An 18,466-nucleotide genomic window follows, 5' to 3' on the forward strand; every position below is an offset into this window, starting at 1 on the left:
CGGCGCTGGCCTCCCGCCCGTGGCCGCGCTATCCCGCTTCGCATGGCTTCCCGCAATCATCTCTATCTCGTCGATGGCTCGAGTTACATCTTTCGCGCCTATCACCAGCTTCCACCACTCACCAACCGCCATGGCACACCCGCCGGCGCGGTATATGGTTATACGGCGATGCTCTGGAAGCTCGCCGACGCGCTGGACAAGGAGGAGGGGCCGACCCATCTCGCGGTGATCCTGGACAAGGGCTCGCACACTTTCCGCAACGATCTCTACGATCAGTACAAGGCCCACCGGCCGCCCCCCCCGGAAGACCTGATCCCGCAGTTTCCGCTGATCCGCGAGGCGACCCGCGCCTTTTCGCTGCCCTGCATCGAGGAAGCCGGATTCGAGGCCGACGATATCATCGCCACCTACACCTGCCAGGCGGTGGCGCAGGGCTGGGACGTGACGATCGTCTCCTCCGACAAGGATCTGGCCCAGCTCATCCAGCCGGGCGTGGACATGCTCGACACGATGAAGAACGAGCGGCGCGGGCCGGATTATGTGCAGGACAAGTTCGGCGTCGCGCCCGAGCAGCTGCGCGATGTGCTGGCCCTGATGGGCGACAGCGTCGACAATGTCCCCGGCGTGCCCGGCGTCGGCGCGAAAACCGCTGCGAAGCTCATCGGGGAATATGGCGACCTGGATGCGGTGCTGGCCGCAGCGCCGGACATGAAGCCATCCAAGCTCAAGGAGCGGCTGATCGAGCATGCAGAGCTCGCCCGCCTCTCGCGCGAGCTGGTGACGCTCCACTGCCAAGTGCCGCTGCCGCACGCGCTCGATGATCTCAAGCTGGATGGCATCCCCGCCGAGCCGCTGCGCGCCTTTCTTGAGGATCAGGGCTTCAAGGCCTTGCTGGCCCGCATGGCCAGCCGTGCGCCGGGCCGGCAGACGGCGGATCCCGTCGCCGAGGCGGTTGTGGACGCCGCGCTGGACCCGACGACGCCGGATTTCATCCCCCTGCCCCCGATCAACTGCGAGAGCTACGAGACGGTGACGACGCTGGAGCGGCTGGATGCGTGGATTGCGCAGTCCTACGCCAGCGGCATCATCGCCATCGATACGGAGACGGATTCCCTCGACAGCATGGCTGCCAATCTGGTGGGCATCTGCCTCGCCACCGCCCCCGGCACGGCCTGTTATATTCCGCTGGGCCACCGCAGCGGCGACGACATGTTCGCCGAAGCGCCGCCGCAGATTCCCATGGCGGACGCCATCGCCCGCCTTCGCCCGTTGTTTGCCGATGCGAGCGTGCTGAAGATCGGCCACAACATCAAATATGATCTCAACGTGCTGGCCCGGCATGGGCTATCCGTCACGCCCTTCGACGACACGCTGGTGATGAGCTTCGATCTCGACGCCGGGCAGTCCCTTGCCGGCCACGGCATGGATGAGGTTGCGCACGCGGTGCTTGAGCATACGTGCATCAGTTTCAAGGACGTCACCGGCACCGGCAAGAAGGCGATCAGCTTTGCGCAGGTGCCGCTCGATGCCGCCACACGCTATGGCGGCGAGGATGCGGACGTGACCTGGCGGCTGTGGACGCGGTTCAAGCCCCGCCTCGCCCAAGAAGGCGCGACCCGGGTCTATGAGCTGGTGGATCGCCCGCTCATTCCGGTGGTCGCCGGCATGGAGCGCAGCGGCATCAAGGTGGACCGGGATCATCTCTCCCGGCTCTCCGGCCGGTTCGCGCAGGAAATGGCGCGGCTGGAAGAAGAGATTCACGCTGAGGCCGGCCAGCCCTTTGCCATCGGATCGACCCAACAGCTTGGTGCGATCCTCTTCGAAAAAATGGGCCTCAAAGGCGGAAAGAAAGGCAAGTCCGGCGCTTATTCCACGGATGTGACCGTGCTCGAGCGCATGAAGGCGGATGGCGTCAAGATCGCCGGGCTGGTGCTGGACTGGCGCCAGCTTTCGAAGCTCAAATCGACGTACACCGACGCCCTGCAGGCCCAGATCAACCGCGATACCGGTCGCGTCCACACCAGCTACTCGCTGACCGGCGCGCAGACCGGCCGCCTCTCCTCCACCGACCCGAACCTACAGAACATCCCGATCCGCACCGAAACCGGTCGCCAGATTCGCGATGCCTTCATTGCCGAACAGGGCAATGTGATCCTGGCTGCGGACTATAGCCAGATCGAGCTCCGCCTCGCGGCGCACATGGCCGACGTGCCGCAGTTGCGGGACGCCTTTCTGCGCGGCGAGGATATTCATGCCGCGACCGCCCAGGAGCTGTTCGGCGAGATGACCCGCGAGACGCGTGCGCGGGCCAAAACGATCAACTTCGCCATTCTCTACGGCATCTCACGCTGGGGGTTGGCGGCCCGTCTGGAGATAGACGCGGACGAAGCCCAGGCCATGATCAGCCGCTATTTCGACCGCTTCCCCGGCATCTCGGCCTATATCAATGAGACGTTGGAGAAGGTGCGTTCCACGGGGCACACGACCACGCTGTTCGGCCGCAAGACCTGGTTCAACCAGATCAAATCGCCGGTGCAGCACGTCCGCCAGGGTGCGGAGCGCGCCGCGATCAACGCCCCTATTCAGGGGACCAGCGCAGACATCATCAAGCGCGCAATGGTGCGCATGGGTCCGGCTCTTCGGGATGCCGGACTGGACCGGGTGAAGATGCTGCTGCAGGTCCATGACGAGCTGGTGTTCGAACTGCCGGAAGACGATGTGGAGGCCGCCACGCCGATCATCCGGTCTGTCATGGCCAGCGCCGCAGAGCCACTCGTTACGCTCACCGTGCCGCTTGGCGTGGAAATCGGGACCGGATCGAGCTGGGGCGCTGCCCATTAGGCGCAGCCATATGCGGAAATCGACCTGATGCCCCACATGCTGATCTTTGGACTTGGCTACACCGCTACACGGCTCGCCGAGGCGCTCCGATCGCGCGGTTGGACGGTGGAGGCGACGGGGCGTGCCGGCACGATCGCATTCGATGACGACGCGGCGGTCACGAACGCCCTGCGCCGGGCAACCCACATCCTGTCCTCTGTTCCTCCAACGGACAAAGGCGATCCCGTGCTGCAGCGCTACGGTGCCTTGCTGGAAGAAGCGCCTGCCGGTTGGATCGGCTATCTGTCCTCGACCGGAGTCTATGGGGATACCGGCGGCGCATGGGTGGATGAAAGTGCGCCCGTTGGCCAAGGCCGGCGCAATGCACGCGCCGCTGCTGATCTGGCGTGGCAGGAGCTTGGCGCGCGCATTCGAGTGTTTCGGTTGCCCGGCATTTACGGCCCGGGGCGCAGTGCCCTGGATCGGATTCGCGAGGGCCGGGCCCGCAGAATCGATCTGCCAGACCAGATATTCAGCCGAGTCCACGTGGAAGATATTGTCTTTGGCGTACTGGCAGGCATGGCTGGGCCTTCCGGCATCTATAATCTCGCCGACGACATGCCCTGTTCTCAGAATGACGTCATCGCGTTCGGTTGCGCACTTCTCGACCGGCCGGCGCCGCCTCTTCAATCCATAGAAGCCGCAGGCCTGTCTCCGGCCGCACGGGCTTTCTACAGCGAGAACCGGCGCGTCGCGAATGGCAAGGCCAAACGGCTTCTCGGATGGCAGCCCCGATTTTCAGATTATCGCAGTGGCCTCGCGGCCTGTCTGGCGGAAGAATAAGCGAGCGGCGCCGACCACGCCGGCCGGCACCGCTGCTCGGGCTTTGCGGGACCGCGTAGGGCGGCTATGCGGGGTGCATGACAGAGATTGCCCCTCACAGCGTCACCATCGGCCCGCTGCGCATCGCCAATGACCGCCCGCTTGCCCTGATTGCCGGTCCCTGCGCGATGGAATCACGCGCGCATGCGCTGGAGACGGCGCAGGCCCTTGTCGAGATGACCAGCGCAATCGGAATGCCGCTCATCTACAAGAGCAGCTTCGATAAGGCGAACCGCACCTCTGTCGATGCGCCGCGCGGCATTGGCCTCGCGCAGGCGCTGGATGTCTTTGCAGATGTGAAAGCACAGTTCGGCTGCCCGGTGGTCACCGATGTACATGACGCGGCCCAATGCGCGCCGGTCGCCGAGATCGTGGACGTCCTGCAAATCCCGGCCTTCCTCTGCCGCCAGACTGATCTCTTGCTGGCTGCTGCCGCAACAGGCCGCGTCGTCAACGTCAAGAAAGGGCAGTTTCTTGCCCCTTGGGACATGGCGAATGTCGTCCGCAAGCTGCGCAGTGCCGGAAACGATCAGGTCATGCTGACCGAACGCGGCGCGAGCTTTGGCTATAACACATTGGTCAGCGACATGCGGGCGCTCCCGCTTCTGGCAGAAACCGGCTGCCCGGTCGTGTTCGATGCCACCCACAGTGTCCAGCAGCCGGGCGGACGAGGAGAAAGCTCAGGCGGCGAACGACGCTTCGTGCCCGTGCTGGCGCGCGCTGCGGTTGCAATCGGCGTCGCGGCCATATTCATCGAAACGCATGAAGACCCTGACCGCGCGCCCAGCGATGGGCCGAACATGTTGCCGTTGCGCGACCTGCCAGCGCTTCTGCGCGACCTTCAGGCGTTCGACGCGCTGGCAAAGCAGCGCTGACGCCCGAAGGAAGCGATCAGAAGCCGCCGCCGGTCAGCTTCTGGCAGATCATGTCCAACTGTTCGAGGCTGGAATATTGCAGGGTCAGCGTGCCTTTCCCGCCCTCATGATTGATACCGACGCGCAGGCCGAGCAGATCCGACAGATGCTGTTCCATGGCGATCAGATCGGGATCACGGCCCAATGCGGGCCGCCCCTCACCACGTGGCGCAGTTTTTCCTTCACGTGCCAAGCGAACCAAGCGCTCGGTTTCGCGAACGGAAAGACCCTTTGACGCAACATCTTTCGCTAGGTCCGCGCAATCGGTGGAGCCGATAAGGGCGCGCCCGTGCCCCATGGACAGGGCCCCGGTCATCACGAGCTCCTGAACAGGCTCCGGCAGATCCAGCAACCTGATCAGGTTCGCAATATGACTGCGTGATTTGCCGACGATCCGGGCCAGCGCTTCCTGCGTGTGGTGAAACTGATTGATCAGGCGCTGATAGGCTTGCGCCTCCTCAATCGGGTTCAGCTCCTCCCGCTGGATGTTCTCAACCAGCGCAATCTCGAGCGTTTCTGCCTCGGTGAAATCGCGGACGATCGCGGGGATTTGGTGAAGCTGTGCCTTCTGCGCCGCCCGCCAGCGCCGCTCACCCGCGACGATCTGATAGCGATCATTCCCAAGCGGGCGGACGACGATCGGCTGGATGATTCCCCGCTCACGGATGCTGTCTGCGAGTTCAGAGAGCGCACCTTCGTCGAAATGTCGCCGCGGCTGATCGGGATGCGGCGACACGCGCACGATTTCAAGGAAGCGGACGGCCTTGGGCCGGTCCGCATCGCCTGCCGCCCCGCTCTCGGCCCCAGCCCGGCCCTCTTCGGCCACCGATACGTCGCGTGCGACTTCACCGAGCAGGGCAGAAAGACCGCGCCCCAAACGGCGCGGCTTGCCGGATACATCTGCGTCGCTCATGCCGCTACGGTCTCCTTGGGAAGCTTCTCGATCAGTTCGCGCGCGAGCGCCATATAGGCTTCCGATCCAGCGCAGCGCATGTCGTAGATAAGGGCGGGCAGCCCGTGGCTGGGGGCCTCCGAGAGGCGGACGTTGCGCGGGATGACCGTCTTGAACACGAGGTCGCCGAGACAGGCCCGCACATCGTCCGCGACCTGATCGGTCAGCCGATTTCGGCGATCATACATCGTCAGCGCCACGCCGAGGATTGACAGGTCCGGATTGAACCGCGCCCGAATGCGCTCGAAGGTCTGCAGCAGCTGCGACAGGCCCTCAAGGGCAAAGAACTCGCATTGCAGCGGCACAAGGATCGATTGCACCGCGACCATGGCATTGACCGTTAGCAACCCGAGCGACGGCGGGCAGTCGATCAGGCAGACTTCCCAACGACCGGCTTCCGCATTGTTCAGAGCGTTGGCGAGACGGTGAGTTCGTTGCTCGACATCGATTAGTTCGATCTCCGCCCCTGAGAGATCCTGCGTGGCGGGAATGAGATCCAGGCCCGGCACCACTGTGCGAATCACAGCGTCATCGAGATCACAATCGCCCATCAGCAAATCGTAGCTCGACCGCGCGCGATCCTTCGTCGTGACCCCCATCCCCGTGGAGGCATTGCCCTGCGGATCAAGATCGATCAGCAGGGTGCGGTGACCAGTGGCAGCCAAGCCAGTAGCGAGATTGATCGCCGTGGTGGTTTTTCCAACGCCGCCTTTCTGGTTCGCGATTGCAATACTGATCATGACTGTCCTTTTGGCCCCGCCGGCGTCACTATCGCCCTGCGCCTCTTGCCATTCCGTCTCGAACTGCCCGGCTTTTTATCGGTCGCTCGGACCGGGACACGTTTTTTCAGCTGGCGGACTGTTAGGATGGCGCTTTCGGCGTCCGTGACGCTTTGTTCCACGTGAAACACAGCTTGCCAGTGCGGCCGGACAATTTCCAGTTCCTTCTCACTGCTCCGGCCCTTGGGGAGCAGCCAGATGGTGTTTTCGTCCGCCAAATGATGCGCTGTGGTGAGCAGTCGATCCAAAGGCGCATAAGCGCGAGCACTGATCACGGCGGCGGCCCGATCAAATCGGGCCGATTCCACCTTGGATTGAACGACATCGACGTGGCCAAGGTCGAGAGCTTCGGCACAGCGTTTGAGGAAGGCGACTCGTAAAGGGCGGACCTCTACGAGACGAATCGGCGCCTCGCGCAAGCAGCCGATAATTAGGCCCGGAAACCCAGCGCCGGTTCCGAGGTCCAGCCACAGTCCATCGGCGGGCGTTTGAGCGGATACCGCATGAGTTAGCAACTGGGCGGAGTCTACAATATGCCGTGCCCAAATGGACGCCTTGCTCCCAGCAGAAATGAGGTTCTGCCGGTCGGCCTCTTCCAGTACGAGGGCCACAAAAGTCCGCAGCCTATCCCCGGTTGGACCATCCCACCAGCCTTGATCGGAGAGCCACCCTTGCGCCTCTTCCTCCGTCATGCGGCGCGGCCCGTCCGCGCTGCGACGAGCAGCGCGGCCAAAGCTGCCGGCGTAATTCCCCTGATCCGGGCGGCACCACCAAGCGTCTCGGGGCGCGCAAGGGTCAACCGTTCGACCATCTCTGTGCTCAAACCGCCGACCGCAGAAAAATCGAGGTCGGCGGGCAGCGCAATGGCATCATTGGCGCGGAGGGCCCTCACTTCCGCGTCCTGCCTTTCGACGTAAGGCACATAGATCGCGTCCTGCAAAAGCTCTTCGACAAGGCCGTCTTCCGCCGTTTCGAGGGCCGGCGCATATTTGGCAAGATGCCCGCGCGCCACTGCCGGGAAACGAGCCCATTCGGCGAGAGATCTGCGGACACCGTCGTCGCGAACATCTGCCCCAGCTGCGCGTAAATCAGTGCCGGACACCAGCTTCTCCAACACGACAGCGAGCGCCACGCGTGCTTGTTCTCGCTCGTGCCACCAGGTCGTTCGGGCTGCGCTTGCCAAGCCAAGCCGAACAGCCGTCGGCGTAAGGCGCGTGGCAGCATTGTCTGCCCGCAGTCGCAGCCGGAACTCGGCACGAGCGGTGAGCATTCGGTAGGGTTCGGTAATCCCCTGCAGGCAGAGATCGTCGATAAGAACGCCAATATAGCTTTCCGCGCGGTCAAGCAGCAGCGGCTCAAGACCCAAGGCATGAGCGGCAGCGTTCGCGCCAGCCACAAGCCCCTGTGCCGCAGCCTCCTCATAGCCGGTGGTGCCGTTGATCTGACCGGCCAGAAAGAGCGCAGGCATGGCACGGAGCGAAAGAGTCCGATCCAAGGCGCGCGGGTCGATATGGTCATACTCGACCGCGTAGCCGGGAACGGCGACCTCGACTTGTTCCAGCCCTTCCATGGACCGGAGGAATGCAATCTGCACGTCCGTCGGCAGGGACGAACTGAGGCCATTGGGATAGACAAGATGATCATCCAGACCCTCGGGCTCGAGGAAGACCTGATGGCCCTCCCGGTCTCCGAAGCGGACAATCTTGTCCTCGATTGAGGGACAATAGCGTGGTCCCCGCCCCTCAATATCGCCCGAGAACAAGGGTGAAAGGCCGAGGTTATCGCGGATGATGCGATGGGTCTCGGCGTTGGTCCGGGTGATGGCGCAGCGAAGTTGGGGTTGCTGCTCGCTGCCATCAAAACCTAGATAGGACATTGACCAGGCGTCGAGATCTGACGGCTGCTCTTCCAGCCGGGCCCAATCGATCGTGCGTCCATCCAGACGGGCCGGCGTGCCCGTCTTGAGCCGGCCCATAGGCAGGTCGAGGTTCCGCAATTGTTGAGCCAAGGCACTTGCGGCATGTTCACCGATCCGCCCGCCGACAACTCGCTCCGCGCCCCTGAACATCAGGCCGCCCAGAAATGTTCCGGTCGTGAGGACTACGGCTTGTCCGCCCAGCTTCTGCCCATCCGCGAGCACGACGCCGTTCAGGGCCCCGGCAGGGCCGACATCCAAGGCCGCTACTTCACCACTAATGACCGAAAGGCCCGCTTGCGCTGCGATCATGCTCTGAATGGCCGCGCGGTACTTCCGCCGGTCGGCCTGGATGCGCGGGCCGCGAACGGCGGCACCCTTGCTGGCATTGAGCATTCGGCGATGGATGGCGGCGCTGTCTGCGGCCCGCGCCATTAACCCATCCAGGGCATCCACTTCGCGTACGAGGTGGCCCTTGCCCAACCCGCCGATGGAAGGATTGCAGGACATTTCCCCGATGCGGCTCGGATCGGCCGTTACCAAAGCGACACGCGCGCCGCGGCGCGCGGCAGCGGCCGCAGCTTCCGTGCCGGCATGGCCACCGCCGACAACGATGACATCGAACATGGCTTGCGCATGCTTGCTCATGTCCCAGCCCCTAGCGGCCACATCAAAGAGCGTCAAAGCATTGCGGACAGGCCGACGTTCCACGTGGAACAACCCACTCTATTTGCCGATGCAGAAGCCGCGAAACACCTCGTCCAGCACAAGCTCAGTCGTGGTGCGTCCGGTCAATTCATCCAGAGCGGCCAGCGCCTGACGAAGATTTTCTGCAACCAGGATTTCGTCAGACTCACCAGTGCAGGCATCCAAAGCATCACCCGCTCGTTTTATGACAGCTCGTTGCCGCTGTGACAGCGCATAGTCGCCGGGCCCGGGCAACATACTGCTGGCCAGCGCACACAGCTCCTCAATGAGAGAACCAATCCCCTCACCTGTCACACTCGACACGTACAGGCTCGACGCCTCGCGATCTGCGAGAGCAAGATCGGCTTTCGCTGCGACCTGCACCAACGCCCCTTGACCTGAGGGCGCGTCTTCAGACCGCCCTAGCCACAGCACGATGTCAGCCCCGGCCAAAAGAGCTTCCGCGCGTCCGATGCCGATCTGCTCGATCTCGTCACCGGCTTCGCGCAGTCCCGCCGAGTCAGATAATACGAATGCGATGCCATTGAGGGCGACTGACGCCTCGATCACATCGCGGGTCGTTCCCGCATGAGGGGAGACAATCGCAGCATCGCGTCCAACCAGCTGGTTGAACAGGGACGACTTGCCAGCATTCGGCGGACCGCCGATGGCGACGCGAATGCCATCGCGTAATCGGTCCGCCGAAGGACGCTCCAGTTCCTTACGCATCTCTGCGCTGATTTCAATCGCTGCGGCTGTGATGCGCGCGAGGTCCGCGCCCGATACGTCCCCTTCATCGGAAAAATCGAGCTGAGCCTCGATCTGTGCGGCCAGCAGTCGAAGGTCGGTCGCCCAGGATTCGATCTTGCGGGAGAACGCTCCACCCATCATCGCCATGGCAGCACGCCGTTGCAGCGCAGTCTCTGCCGCGATCAAATCGCCTAAGCCTTCGATCCCGGCGAGATCCATCTTGCCGCTCAGAAAGGCGCGCCGGGTAAACTCGCCCGCCTCTGCCCGCCGAAAGCCAGGCATGGCAGCCAGAGCGGTTTCCAGCGCCCGCACCACCGCATGGGAGCCATGGCATTGGAATTCGGCCATGTCTTCGCCGGTCTCTGTATTGGGCCCGGGAAAGCAGATCAGCAAACCCTCATCGAGCAAGTCGCCATTCGCCGGATCGAAAAACCGCCGCAACGCCGCGTGCCGAGCCGCTGGGGCATCCCGACCTGTTATGACGCGAGCAGCCTCAAGCGCGAGAGGTCCAGAGACCCGAACGATCGCAATCGCGGCGGGCAGTTGCCCGCTGGAGAGCGCAAAAATCGTATCCCGATCCGTCATCGATCGTCAAACCACGTGAAAATCAGCCGTCATTCTTGGATTTTGCGGGAGAGCTGGCGCCCGCCGCGCCCATGCCGATATCCATGAGGCTGGAAAATAATTTCATGCCTGCATCTCCCAGCGGCGACATGCTGCGGAACATCCGCTCCATCTGCTCAAGGTTGGTCTGGCCGCTCATCGTATCGAGTACCGCCTGAATATAAAGATCATGGATCGGCTTCAGATCAGGCAGACCGAGAAACGACCGTGCCTCTTCCGGGGTGCACTCAACATCGACTTTGAACTTCATGATGGCAGGGCTCCGCGCGAGATAGGGTGGGCATGACATGCCGCATCGGGGCTCATTTCGCTAGCAAATTGCCCTCGGCCGGCGATTATCACCCCGCACTGGTCAGCCAGAAACAAGGAAACCGGCAGCGCTCCTTTGCTGAGCGCTGCCGGTTTCCTTGTTTAGCAATTTGCCTCTCGGCTTAGGCGAAGAGCTGGAGCAGCCCGATATCCTTGTCGGTGATGCCGGTGTAGATCATCGTCGCGGCCACATAGAGAATGACCAGCAAGCCGATCCAGGCAATCCAACGATAGCGCTCGATATATTTCGCGATGATATTCGCAGCGATGCCCATCAGAGCGACCGCGAAGACCAGGCCGATCATCAAAATGCCGGGGTGCTCGCGGGCTGCACCGGCCACCGCCAGCACATTGTCGAGGCTCATGGAGACGTCTGCCACCGCCACAGCCCAAGCCGCGCCGATGAAGCTCTTCGCGGGACGAAGCCCGGAATGCTCGTCACCCTCGACCTCAGGCGAGCCGGCATTGTGCCCCGCCCCCTGCACGATCTCGCGGTACATCTTCCAGGATACCCACAGGAGCAGGATGCCGCCGGCAAAAATCAGCCCGATGATCTGCATGAGCTGCGTGACCACGAGCGCAAAGGCGATGCGCAGCACCAGCGCGGCAATGATACCGATGAAGATGACCATCCGGCGCTGATGCGCCGGCAATCCCGCCGCGAGCGCGCCGATGACGATGGCATTGTCCCCGGCCAGGACGACGTCGATCAACAGAACTTTGACGAACGCGGACCAGGCGCTGATATCGCCCGAGAACAGCGTGGAGACGTCCGAGACGATATGTGACCAGATTTCAGCCATGGCAGCGCGTAACCCCTGTTGAAATGCGTTACTGGTTCATCGTGGCGAAGAAGTCTTCGTTGGTCTTGGAATCCTTCATCTTGTCGAGCAGGAATTCCATCGCGTCGATCGTACCCATCTGCATGAGAATACGACGCAGCACCCACATCTTGGAGAGCTTGTCCTTCTCGACCAGCAGCTCTTCCTTACGGGTGCCGGATTTGCCGACATCCAGCGCCGGGAAGATGCGCTTGTCCGAGACCTTGCGATCCAGGACGATTTCCGAGTTACCGGTGCCCTTGAACTCCTCGAAGATCACTTCGTCCATACGGCTACCCGTATCGATGAGTGCCGTGGCGATGATCGACAACGAGCCACCCTCCTCGATGTTCCGCGCCGCGCCGAAAAAGCGCTTCGGGCGCTGCAGGGCGTTGGCATCGACACCGCCGGTCAGCACCTTGCCGGAGCTGGGCACCACCGTGTTGTAGGCGCGGCCCAAGCGCGTGATGGAATCGAGCAGGATGACGACATCCTTCTTGTGCTCGACAAGGCGCTTGGCCTTTTCGATCACCATTTCGGCGACCTGGACGTGGCGCGTCGCGGGCTCGTCGAAAGTGGAGGAAACCACCTCGCCCTTCACGCTGCGCTGCATGTCCGTGACTTCCTCCGGCCGCTCGTCGATGAGCAGCACCAGCAGGAAGACCTCGGGATGATTGTCGGTGATCGCCTTGGCGATGTTCTGCAGCAGCACGGTCTTGCCGGTCCGCGGCGGCGCCACGATGAGCGCGCGCTGGCCCTTGCCCTGCGGCGCGATGATGTCGATGACGCGGGCCGACTTGTCCTTGATCGTAGGATCAAGCGTGTCGAGCCGCAGCTTTTCGTCGGGATAAAGCGGTGTCAGATTGTCGAAATTGACGCGGTGACGGACCACATCGGGATCGTCGAAATTGACCGAGACGAGCTTGGTCAGCGCGAAATAGCGCTCGCCATCCTTGGGTGCGCGGATCTCGCCTTCCACCGTATCACCGGTGCGCAGGCCGAATTTGCGGACCTGATTGGGCGAGACATAGATGTCGTCCGGGCCGGCCAGATAATTCGCCTCAGGGCTGCGCAGGAAGCCGAAGCCATCGGCCAGCACCTCGATAGTGCCCAGACCCATGATCTGCTCGCCATTTTCCGCCTGCTCCTTGAGGATGGCGAACATGAGGTCCTGCTTGCGCAGCGTCGAGGCACCCTCGACGCCGAGTTCCTCGGCCATGGCGACCAGCTCGGCCGGGGCTTTGCGCTTCAAATCTTTAAGATGCATGGATTGGGTCCGACGGCGGGAGTGAAAATAAAGGGAATGTGACTGTGCCGGAATGCCTGGAGAGGGCAATCAGGCGCATAGGTCAGCGCCTGTAAAGGGAACGCCCCGAATTACGCACTGGCCGATTCCAAGTCAAGCGCAGAGCGATGGCGCTCTCACCGCTCGCAACGGGCCGTTCAGAACGGACGGACGATCACCAGAATAACGATCAGGGTCACGAGCAGCGCCGGCACCTCGTTGATCATACGCAAGCGCTTTTCCGGCCAGGGGCGCAGGCCGCGAGCGAGCTTCTTGGAATAGCCGACGATCCAGCCGTGAAAGCCCGAGAGGATGATCACGAGCAGCAGCTTGGCGTGGAACCAGCCCTCGCTCCAGGCCCCGGTCTGGAAGGCCAGCAGCAGGCCCAGCACCCAGACCAGCACGATCGAGGGGTTCATGATGATGCGCTTCATCCGCGTCTCACGCTCGATCCACGCCTGATCCTCGGCCGAGCCGGGCTCGGTCTGATGATGGTAGATGAAGTAGCGCGGGATCATGAACAGGCTGGCCATCAGGAAGATGACGAAGATCACATGTGCGGCAAGAACCCATGGATAAGCAGCGCCGAGAAAGCCGATGCCGGGCAGGATGGACATGGAAACTGAACCTCTTCGTCGTGCTTCAACAACCGCGCGCGATCGCCAAGCCTTCTAGGCCAGTCGACGAGGAATTGGAACGGGGTGCGAGGCGCTGGCTTGCGTTTTCCAAGAGCCGCCGATCACCCGCGAACGCGCGCCACCAGTTGCTCGACATGGGCAATCGGCGTGTCTGGCAAGATGCCATGACCCAAGTTGAAGATGTGCGGCCGGCCGGACAGAGCCTCGAGAATGGCGTCCACCGCCCGATCCAGCGTCTCCCCGCCGGCGATCAGCGCCAGCGGATCGAGATTGCCTTGCAGCGGCAGATGGGCGGGCAATTCACGCGCCGCCCAGGCCGGATCAAGCGTCTCATCAAGACCCAGCGCGTCGACCCCGATTTCCTGCGCATAGTCGACGAGTTTGGCCCCTGCTCCCTTTGGAAAGCCAATGATCGGCGTATCGGGATGGCGCAGCTTCAAGGCTTTGACGATGCGCGCGTTGGGCGCAATCACCCACTCACGGAACTGCGCCGGGCTGAGCGAACCGGCCCAGCTATCGAAAAGCTGCACGGCATCCACGCCGGCCTTGATCTGGTCGGAGAGATAATCAACCGTGGTTCCGACAATGGCATCGATGATCGCGCCGAACTTCGCCGGCTGTTGATAGGCCATGCGGCGGGCGGCGGCGTGATCCTTGCTGCCCTGCCCGGCGACCATATAGGTCGCCACCGTCCAGGGACTGCCCGCAAAGCCCAGAAACGTCGTCTGCGGGGCCAGCGCGGCCCTCACGCGCCTGACCGTGTCAATGACAGGCGCCAGCCGCTGCGGTGCCGGTACGAGACTTGTCAGCTCGCCCTCGACCAGCGGCGGGGCAAGGCGCGGTCCTTCCCCGGCCTCAAACCAGAGATCCTGACCCAGAGCATGGGGGACCACCAGAATATCGGAAAACAGGATCGCGCCATCGAACCCGAAGCGGCGAATGGGCTGCAAGGTGACTTCGGCCGCGGACTCGCTGTCATAGCAAAGATCGAGGAAACCGCCCTTCTCGGCGCGCAAAGCCCGATATTCCGGCAGATATCGCCCGGCCTGACGCATCAGCCAGAGGGGCGGACGCGCCGGGACAGCGCCGCGCAGGACGCTCAGCAGCGGTGCCGTCACACCGGTATCGATCACGGACGAGTCATGCACAGACCAATATCCTATTTATATAAAAGAGAAGGTTGTTGGATTCTGTTGGGGAGTGGACAACGGGCATTATTCGCTCATCACCCTTTTGCCAACAGCTTGACCTCAGGCGACCCGTGAAGCCGTGACGAGTCACCGGCGTCATCCCCATGATTCACAGCCTGTGTGCAACCCATTGCGGCTGTGGATAGATGATCGGGGTCCGACAGGGTGAATGGGCATGAATTGAGGGGAAGCAGTTATCCACAGTTCTGTCCCTTGTGTTATCCCGCAATGTTCCACATGAACGGTGGATATGGACCGCCTGAACCTGCATCTGCTTTCGGATTCCACCGGCGAAACGCTGGAGCATATCGGCAAGGCAGCACTCGCCCAGTTCGAGAATGTCGAGACGATCCGCCATTTCTGGCCAATGGTGCGCTCAGAGCAGCATCTTGAGCGCATCTTGGAGGAAGTGGCGCGCAATCCCGGCATGGTGCTGTTCACCCTGGCCAACCCTACCCTGCGCCGCCGACTGGAAAATGGCTGCCGGGCCATCGGCATTCCCTATGTCGCGCCGCTCGATCCGGTGACCGATGCCATGTCCAATCTGCTGGGCCAAGAAATGCGCAATCGTCCCGGTCGCAAACATGTGCTGGACGAAGCCTATTTCGCGCGGATCGACGCCATTCAGTTCACCATCGCCCATGATGATGGGGTGGGCTGGGAGAATTGGGAGGAGGCGGATATCGTCCTTGCCGGCGTGTCCCGCACGTCGAAGACGCCAACGAGCATTTATCTCGCCAATCGCGGCTACAAGACGGCCAACATCCCGCTGGTGTTGGAATCCCCGCCCCCGCCAAGCCTGTTCAAATTGCGGCATCCGATGGTCGTCGGCCTGACTGCCGGCGCCGAGCGGCTGGTGCAGGTGCGGCGCAATCGGCTCCTCTCCCTCAATCAGGCGCCGGAAACCGCGTATGTCGATCTGGAGCGTGTGAATGGAGAGGTCGCGCATGCCCGTCGTATGTTTGCCGATCAGGGTTGGCCGGTGATCGATGTCACCCGCCGTTCCATCGAAGAAACCGCCGCAGCCATCGTCAACCTGTATCAGGAACGGCTGAAAAGCAGCAGCGGCTTGCCGGGGCTTGGGCCAGTATGAACACGCCCCTTCTGCTGCTCGCCTCGCAGAGCGAAAGCCGCCGGCGCTTGCTCGCCGACGCTGCCGTGCCATTTGAGACGGTTCCAGCCGGTGTCGACGAGGATGCGATCAAGGCCAGTCTGGTTGCCGAGGGCCTGAACGCCCGCGATCTGGCCGACGCGCTGGCGGAATGGAAATGCCGTCGACCGTCGATGCGGCACCCGGACGCGTTCGTGCTGGGCTGCGACCAGACGCTGGAGCTGGATGATGGCGGCCTGATCGACAAGGTTGAGACACGGGAAGCCGCGGCCGATCTGCTCGCGCGGATGAGCGGCCGGGCGCACAAACTCCATAGCGCGGCCGTGATCGCGCAGGCCGGGCAGGCGCAATGGCGCCAGATCGAAAGCGTCACGCTCCAGATGCGTCCGCTCAGCGCGGCCTTCATCGACCATTATCTGGATCTCGACTGGGAGCAGTGCCGCTGGTGCGTTGGCTGCTACCGGATCGAGGGACCGGGCGCCCAGCTGTTTTCGCGCGTTTCCGGCAGCCTCTTTGCCGTGCAGGGCCTGCCTCTGCTTCCTTTGCTCGACTATTTGCGCGTGCGCTCTATCTTGCCGGCATGAGTCAGGGAAAACCATATGCCGAAGTGATCGGCGACCCCATCGCGCACAGCAAGTCGCCGGTCATCCACAATTTCTGGCTGGAAGAGCTCGGTATCGATGCGGAGTATCGCAAGACCCGCGTCGCGCCGGAGGACCTGGCCGGCTATTTCCTCAGGCGCCGGGCCGATCCGGACTGGCTGGGCTGCAATATCACCATTCCGCACAAGATCGCGGCGCTGGATTATGTCGATGATCCCGGCGGGGTGCGTGATCGCATCGGCGCCATCAACACGGTGGCCTGCGAAACCGGCGGGCCGCTGATCGGCACCAACACCGACGCCGGCGGCTTTCTCCAACCGCTGCTGGCACGGGGCTGGAGCGGCACCAGCGCGATTCTCGCCGGCACCGGCGGTGCGGCGCAGGCAATCGGGTTCGCCTTGCGATCCGTGGGGGTGACCGACCTCACGATCGTGGCGCGCGATGCTGCCAAGGGACAGGCTTTGCTGGACCGGCTGGGTCTGGCCGGTCGCGTGCAGGATTTCGATGCGGCACTGCCGGCTGCCGATCTGCTGGCCAATTCCACTTCGCTGGGCATGGTCGGGCAACCGCCGTGGACGCCCGATCTGGCACCATTGCCGGACAAGGCTATGGTCTACGACATCGTCTATGCCCCGCTGGAAACACCGCTGCTGGCGCAATCGCGCAAGCGCGACCTCATCTGCATCGATGGGTTGGAGATGCTGATCGGCCAGGCCGCGCTTGCTTTTGACATCTTCTTCGATGCCCAGCCGCCGCGCGAGCTGGATGCGCAGTTGCGCGAACGCCTGCTCGTGCCTGCCTGACCGCCGCTTTTCGGGTCTGCGCGTGAGACATCGTCCATTCCGCATCGGACTGACCGGATCGATCGGCATGGGCAAGTCGACCGCGGCCGCCATGTTTCGCGCAGCGGGCGTGCCGGTGTTCGATGCCGATGCCGCAGTCCATCAATTGCAAGGGCCGGGCGGCGCCTTGCTCGGGGCGATTGAAGCGCGCTTTCCCGGCACCACCAGCGCTGCCGGCGTCGATCGCCGGATGCTTGGTGCCCGGGTGATCGGCCAGCCGGAGGAAATGCGGGCCCTGGAACGGATCGTGCATCCCGCCGTTGCCGGAGCGCGGGCAGCGTTTCTGCGCCGTCATCGCAGCCGGCCGATGGTCGTTCTCGATATCCCGCTGCTGTTCGAAACGCGGGGCGAGCGGCACGTGGACATGGTCGTCGTCGTTTCCGCCGCGCCGTCTCTCCAGCGGCGGCGCGTGCTTCGCCGGCCCGGCATGACCGCAAAGCGGTTTGAAGCCATCAAGGCCAGTCAGCTTCCCGATCACCTCAAGCGACGCCGCGCTGACCTGGTGCTGGATACAGCACAGCCCAAATGGCGGATGAGAGCACGGATTTTTCGTCTCGTTGCTTGCCTTCGCACGGCGCTGGTCCGATAATGCCTCCCCAACGAGTGAAATGCCACGATGCGTGAAATCGTCTTCGATACTGAAACCACCGGCTTCGATCCGCTCAGCGGTGACCGTCTTGTCGAAATCGGCTGTGTCGAGCTGATCAATCGCATCCCGACCGGCGAAACCTACCACGCCTATTTCAATCCCCAGCGCGATATGCCCGCCTCGGCCGAGGCGGTTCACGGGCTGTCCGCGCGCTTTCTCTCCGACAAGCCTTTGTTCGGCAGCAAGGCCGCAGAGTTGCTCGAGTTTCTCGGCGATTCCATGCTGGTCGCGCACAATGCACGGTTCGATTTCGGCTTTCTCAACGCCGAGCTGGAGCGGTGCGGCCATCCCACCGTCGACATGGGGCGGATGATCGACAGCCTGACGATTGCGCGGACTCTTCATCCCGGTGCCAAGCACAGCCTCGATGCCCTGTGCAGCCGCTACGGGATCGACCGCAGCCACCGCATCAAGCATGGCGCGTTGCTGGACGCGGAATTGCTCGCGCAGCTGTATATAGAGCTGACCGGCGGGCGTCAGATCGGCCTCACCTTGATGGCGGAAGAACAGATCACCGTCACCGTGACGACCACACAATCCATGGCCATTCCGGCTGCCCGCCCGTTCCGCCCGGCCCGTCTGTTTTCGCCGAGCCCGCAGGAACTGGCGCGCCATGCCGCGTTTCTGGAAAAGATCGATCACCCTTTGTGGCTCGATCGCCCGGCCTGAGGATTATCCTCACTAGGCGGCGCGCCA

Annotated in this window: 18 protein-coding genes; 8 read left to right on the plus strand and 10 right to left on the minus strand. The window is 62.9% G+C overall.

Annotation, left to right across the window (positions count from 1 at the left end; translation table 11 throughout):
• Positions 1–42: 42 nt before the first annotated feature.
• From polA to kdsA, 3 genes are all read left to right on the plus strand, one after another.
• Positions 43–2,841: a DNA polymerase I gene (gene polA, locus M2332_RS10535; RefSeq protein ID WP_264573998.1), complete on the plus strand. Its 2,799-nt coding sequence runs from the start codon at positions 43–45 to the stop codon at positions 2,839–2,841.
• A 27-nt stretch (positions 2,842–2,868) separates the two neighbouring features.
• Positions 2,869–3,663, plus strand: a complete 795-nt coding sequence (locus M2332_RS10540; RefSeq protein WP_264573999.1) for an SDR family NAD(P)-dependent oxidoreductase — start codon at positions 2,869–2,871, stop codon at positions 3,661–3,663.
• 77 nt (positions 3,664–3,740) lie between these two features.
• Positions 3,741–4,577: a 3-deoxy-8-phosphooctulonate synthase gene (kdsA, locus tag M2332_RS10545; protein ID WP_264574000.1), complete on the plus strand. Its 837-nt coding sequence runs from the start codon at positions 3,741–3,743 to the stop codon at positions 4,575–4,577.
• Between the two features lie 16 nt (positions 4,578–4,593).
• Here the strand turns inward: kdsA and M2332_RS10550 are convergent, their stop codons facing one another.
• The 10 genes from M2332_RS10550 to hemE all read right to left on the minus strand — a co-directional run bounded on the left by M2332_RS10550 (position 4,594) and on the right by hemE (position 14,509).
• A complete protein-coding gene (locus M2332_RS10550) occupies positions 4,594–5,529 on the minus strand; it encodes a ParB/RepB/Spo0J family partition protein (protein WP_264574001.1) in 936 nt (311 codons plus the stop codon).
• Entirely contained in the window at positions 5,526–6,308 is a 783-nt protein-coding gene (locus tag M2332_RS10555) for a ParA family protein (protein ID WP_264571641.1), read from the minus strand. Before M2332_RS10555 ends, M2332_RS10550 begins: the two co-directional genes overlap by 4 nt.
• Complete coding sequence (locus M2332_RS10560; RefSeq protein ID WP_264574002.1) at positions 6,305–7,039, minus strand: 16S rRNA (guanine(527)-N(7))-methyltransferase RsmG; 735 nt, start codon at positions 7,037–7,039, stop codon at positions 6,305–6,307. The genes M2332_RS10555 and M2332_RS10560 overlap by 4 nt, the downstream gene beginning before the upstream one ends.
• Positions 7,036–8,910, minus strand: coding sequence for a tRNA uridine-5-carboxymethylaminomethyl(34) synthesis enzyme MnmG (gene mnmG / locus M2332_RS10565; protein ID WP_413715956.1), 1,875 nt, complete (start codon positions 8,908–8,910; stop codon positions 7,036–7,038). The genes M2332_RS10560 and mnmG overlap by 4 nt, the downstream gene beginning before the upstream one ends.
• A 78-nt stretch (positions 8,911–8,988) precedes the next feature.
• Positions 8,989–10,284, minus strand: a complete 1,296-nt coding sequence (gene mnmE, locus M2332_RS10570) for a tRNA uridine-5-carboxymethylaminomethyl(34) synthesis GTPase MnmE (protein ID WP_264574003.1) — start codon at positions 10,282–10,284, stop codon at positions 8,989–8,991.
• A gap of 22 nt (positions 10,285–10,306) precedes the next feature.
• Positions 10,307–10,573: a DUF6489 family protein gene (locus tag M2332_RS10575; RefSeq protein WP_264574004.1), complete on the minus strand. Its 267-nt coding sequence runs from the start codon at positions 10,571–10,573 to the stop codon at positions 10,307–10,309.
• A 181-nt stretch (positions 10,574–10,754) separates the two neighbouring features.
• Positions 10,755–11,435: a YjbE family putative metal transport protein gene (locus M2332_RS10580; protein ID WP_181561075.1), complete on the minus strand. Its 681-nt coding sequence runs from the start codon at positions 11,433–11,435 to the stop codon at positions 10,755–10,757.
• A gap of 28 nt (positions 11,436–11,463) precedes the next feature.
• Positions 11,464–12,720: a transcription termination factor Rho gene (rho, locus tag M2332_RS10585; protein WP_181561074.1), complete on the minus strand. Its 1,257-nt coding sequence runs from the start codon at positions 12,718–12,720 to the stop codon at positions 11,464–11,466.
• Positions 12,721–12,896: 176 nt separating this feature from the next.
• Positions 12,897–13,337 carry a CopD family protein gene (locus M2332_RS10590; RefSeq protein WP_264574951.1) on the minus strand — a complete coding sequence of 147 codons (441 nt, stop codon included), beginning with the start codon at positions 13,335–13,337 and terminating at the stop codon, positions 12,897–12,899.
• A gap of 140 nt (positions 13,338–13,477) precedes the next feature.
• Positions 13,478–14,509 (minus strand): uroporphyrinogen decarboxylase, encoded by a 1,032-nt coding sequence (hemE, locus tag M2332_RS10595; protein ID WP_264574952.1) that lies wholly within the window; start codon positions 14,507–14,509, stop codon positions 13,478–13,480.
• A 307-nt stretch (positions 14,510–14,816) separates the two neighbouring features.
• Between hemE and M2332_RS10600 the strand changes: the two genes are divergently transcribed.
• Genes M2332_RS10600 through dnaQ form a run of 5 tightly spaced genes read left to right on the plus strand, consistent with a single transcriptional unit; the run spans position 14,817 to position 18,439 of the window.
• Complete coding sequence (locus M2332_RS10600) at positions 14,817–15,659, plus strand: pyruvate, water dikinase regulatory protein (RefSeq protein ID WP_181561073.1); 843 nt, start codon at positions 14,817–14,819, stop codon at positions 15,657–15,659.
• Positions 15,656–16,261 carry a Maf family protein gene (locus tag M2332_RS10605; protein ID WP_264574005.1) on the plus strand — a complete coding sequence of 202 codons (606 nt, stop codon included), beginning with the start codon at positions 15,656–15,658 and terminating at the stop codon, positions 16,259–16,261. The genes M2332_RS10600 and M2332_RS10605 overlap by 4 nt, the downstream gene beginning before the upstream one ends.
• The gene (locus M2332_RS10610; protein ID WP_264574006.1) at positions 16,258–17,082 is read left to right on the plus strand and encodes a shikimate dehydrogenase family protein; all 825 of its coding nucleotides are present in this window, start codon (positions 16,258–16,260) and stop codon (positions 17,080–17,082) included. Before M2332_RS10605 ends, M2332_RS10610 begins: the two co-directional genes overlap by 4 nt.
• 22 nt (positions 17,083–17,104) lie before the next feature.
• Positions 17,105–17,710, plus strand: coding sequence for a dephospho-CoA kinase (coaE, locus tag M2332_RS10615; RefSeq protein ID WP_264574007.1), 606 nt, complete (start codon positions 17,105–17,107; stop codon positions 17,708–17,710).
• A 27-nt stretch (positions 17,711–17,737) separates the two neighbouring features.
• Complete coding sequence (gene dnaQ, locus M2332_RS10620) at positions 17,738–18,439, plus strand: DNA polymerase III subunit epsilon (RefSeq protein WP_264574008.1); 702 nt, start codon at positions 17,738–17,740, stop codon at positions 18,437–18,439.
• Positions 18,440–18,466: the final 27 nt, after the last annotated feature.

Origin of the sequence: Sphingobium sp. B11D3A, from assembly GCF_025961695.1 — a bacterium.
In the GTDB taxonomy this organism is placed as follows: Bacteria; Pseudomonadota; Alphaproteobacteria; order Sphingomonadales; family Sphingomonadaceae; genus Sphingobium.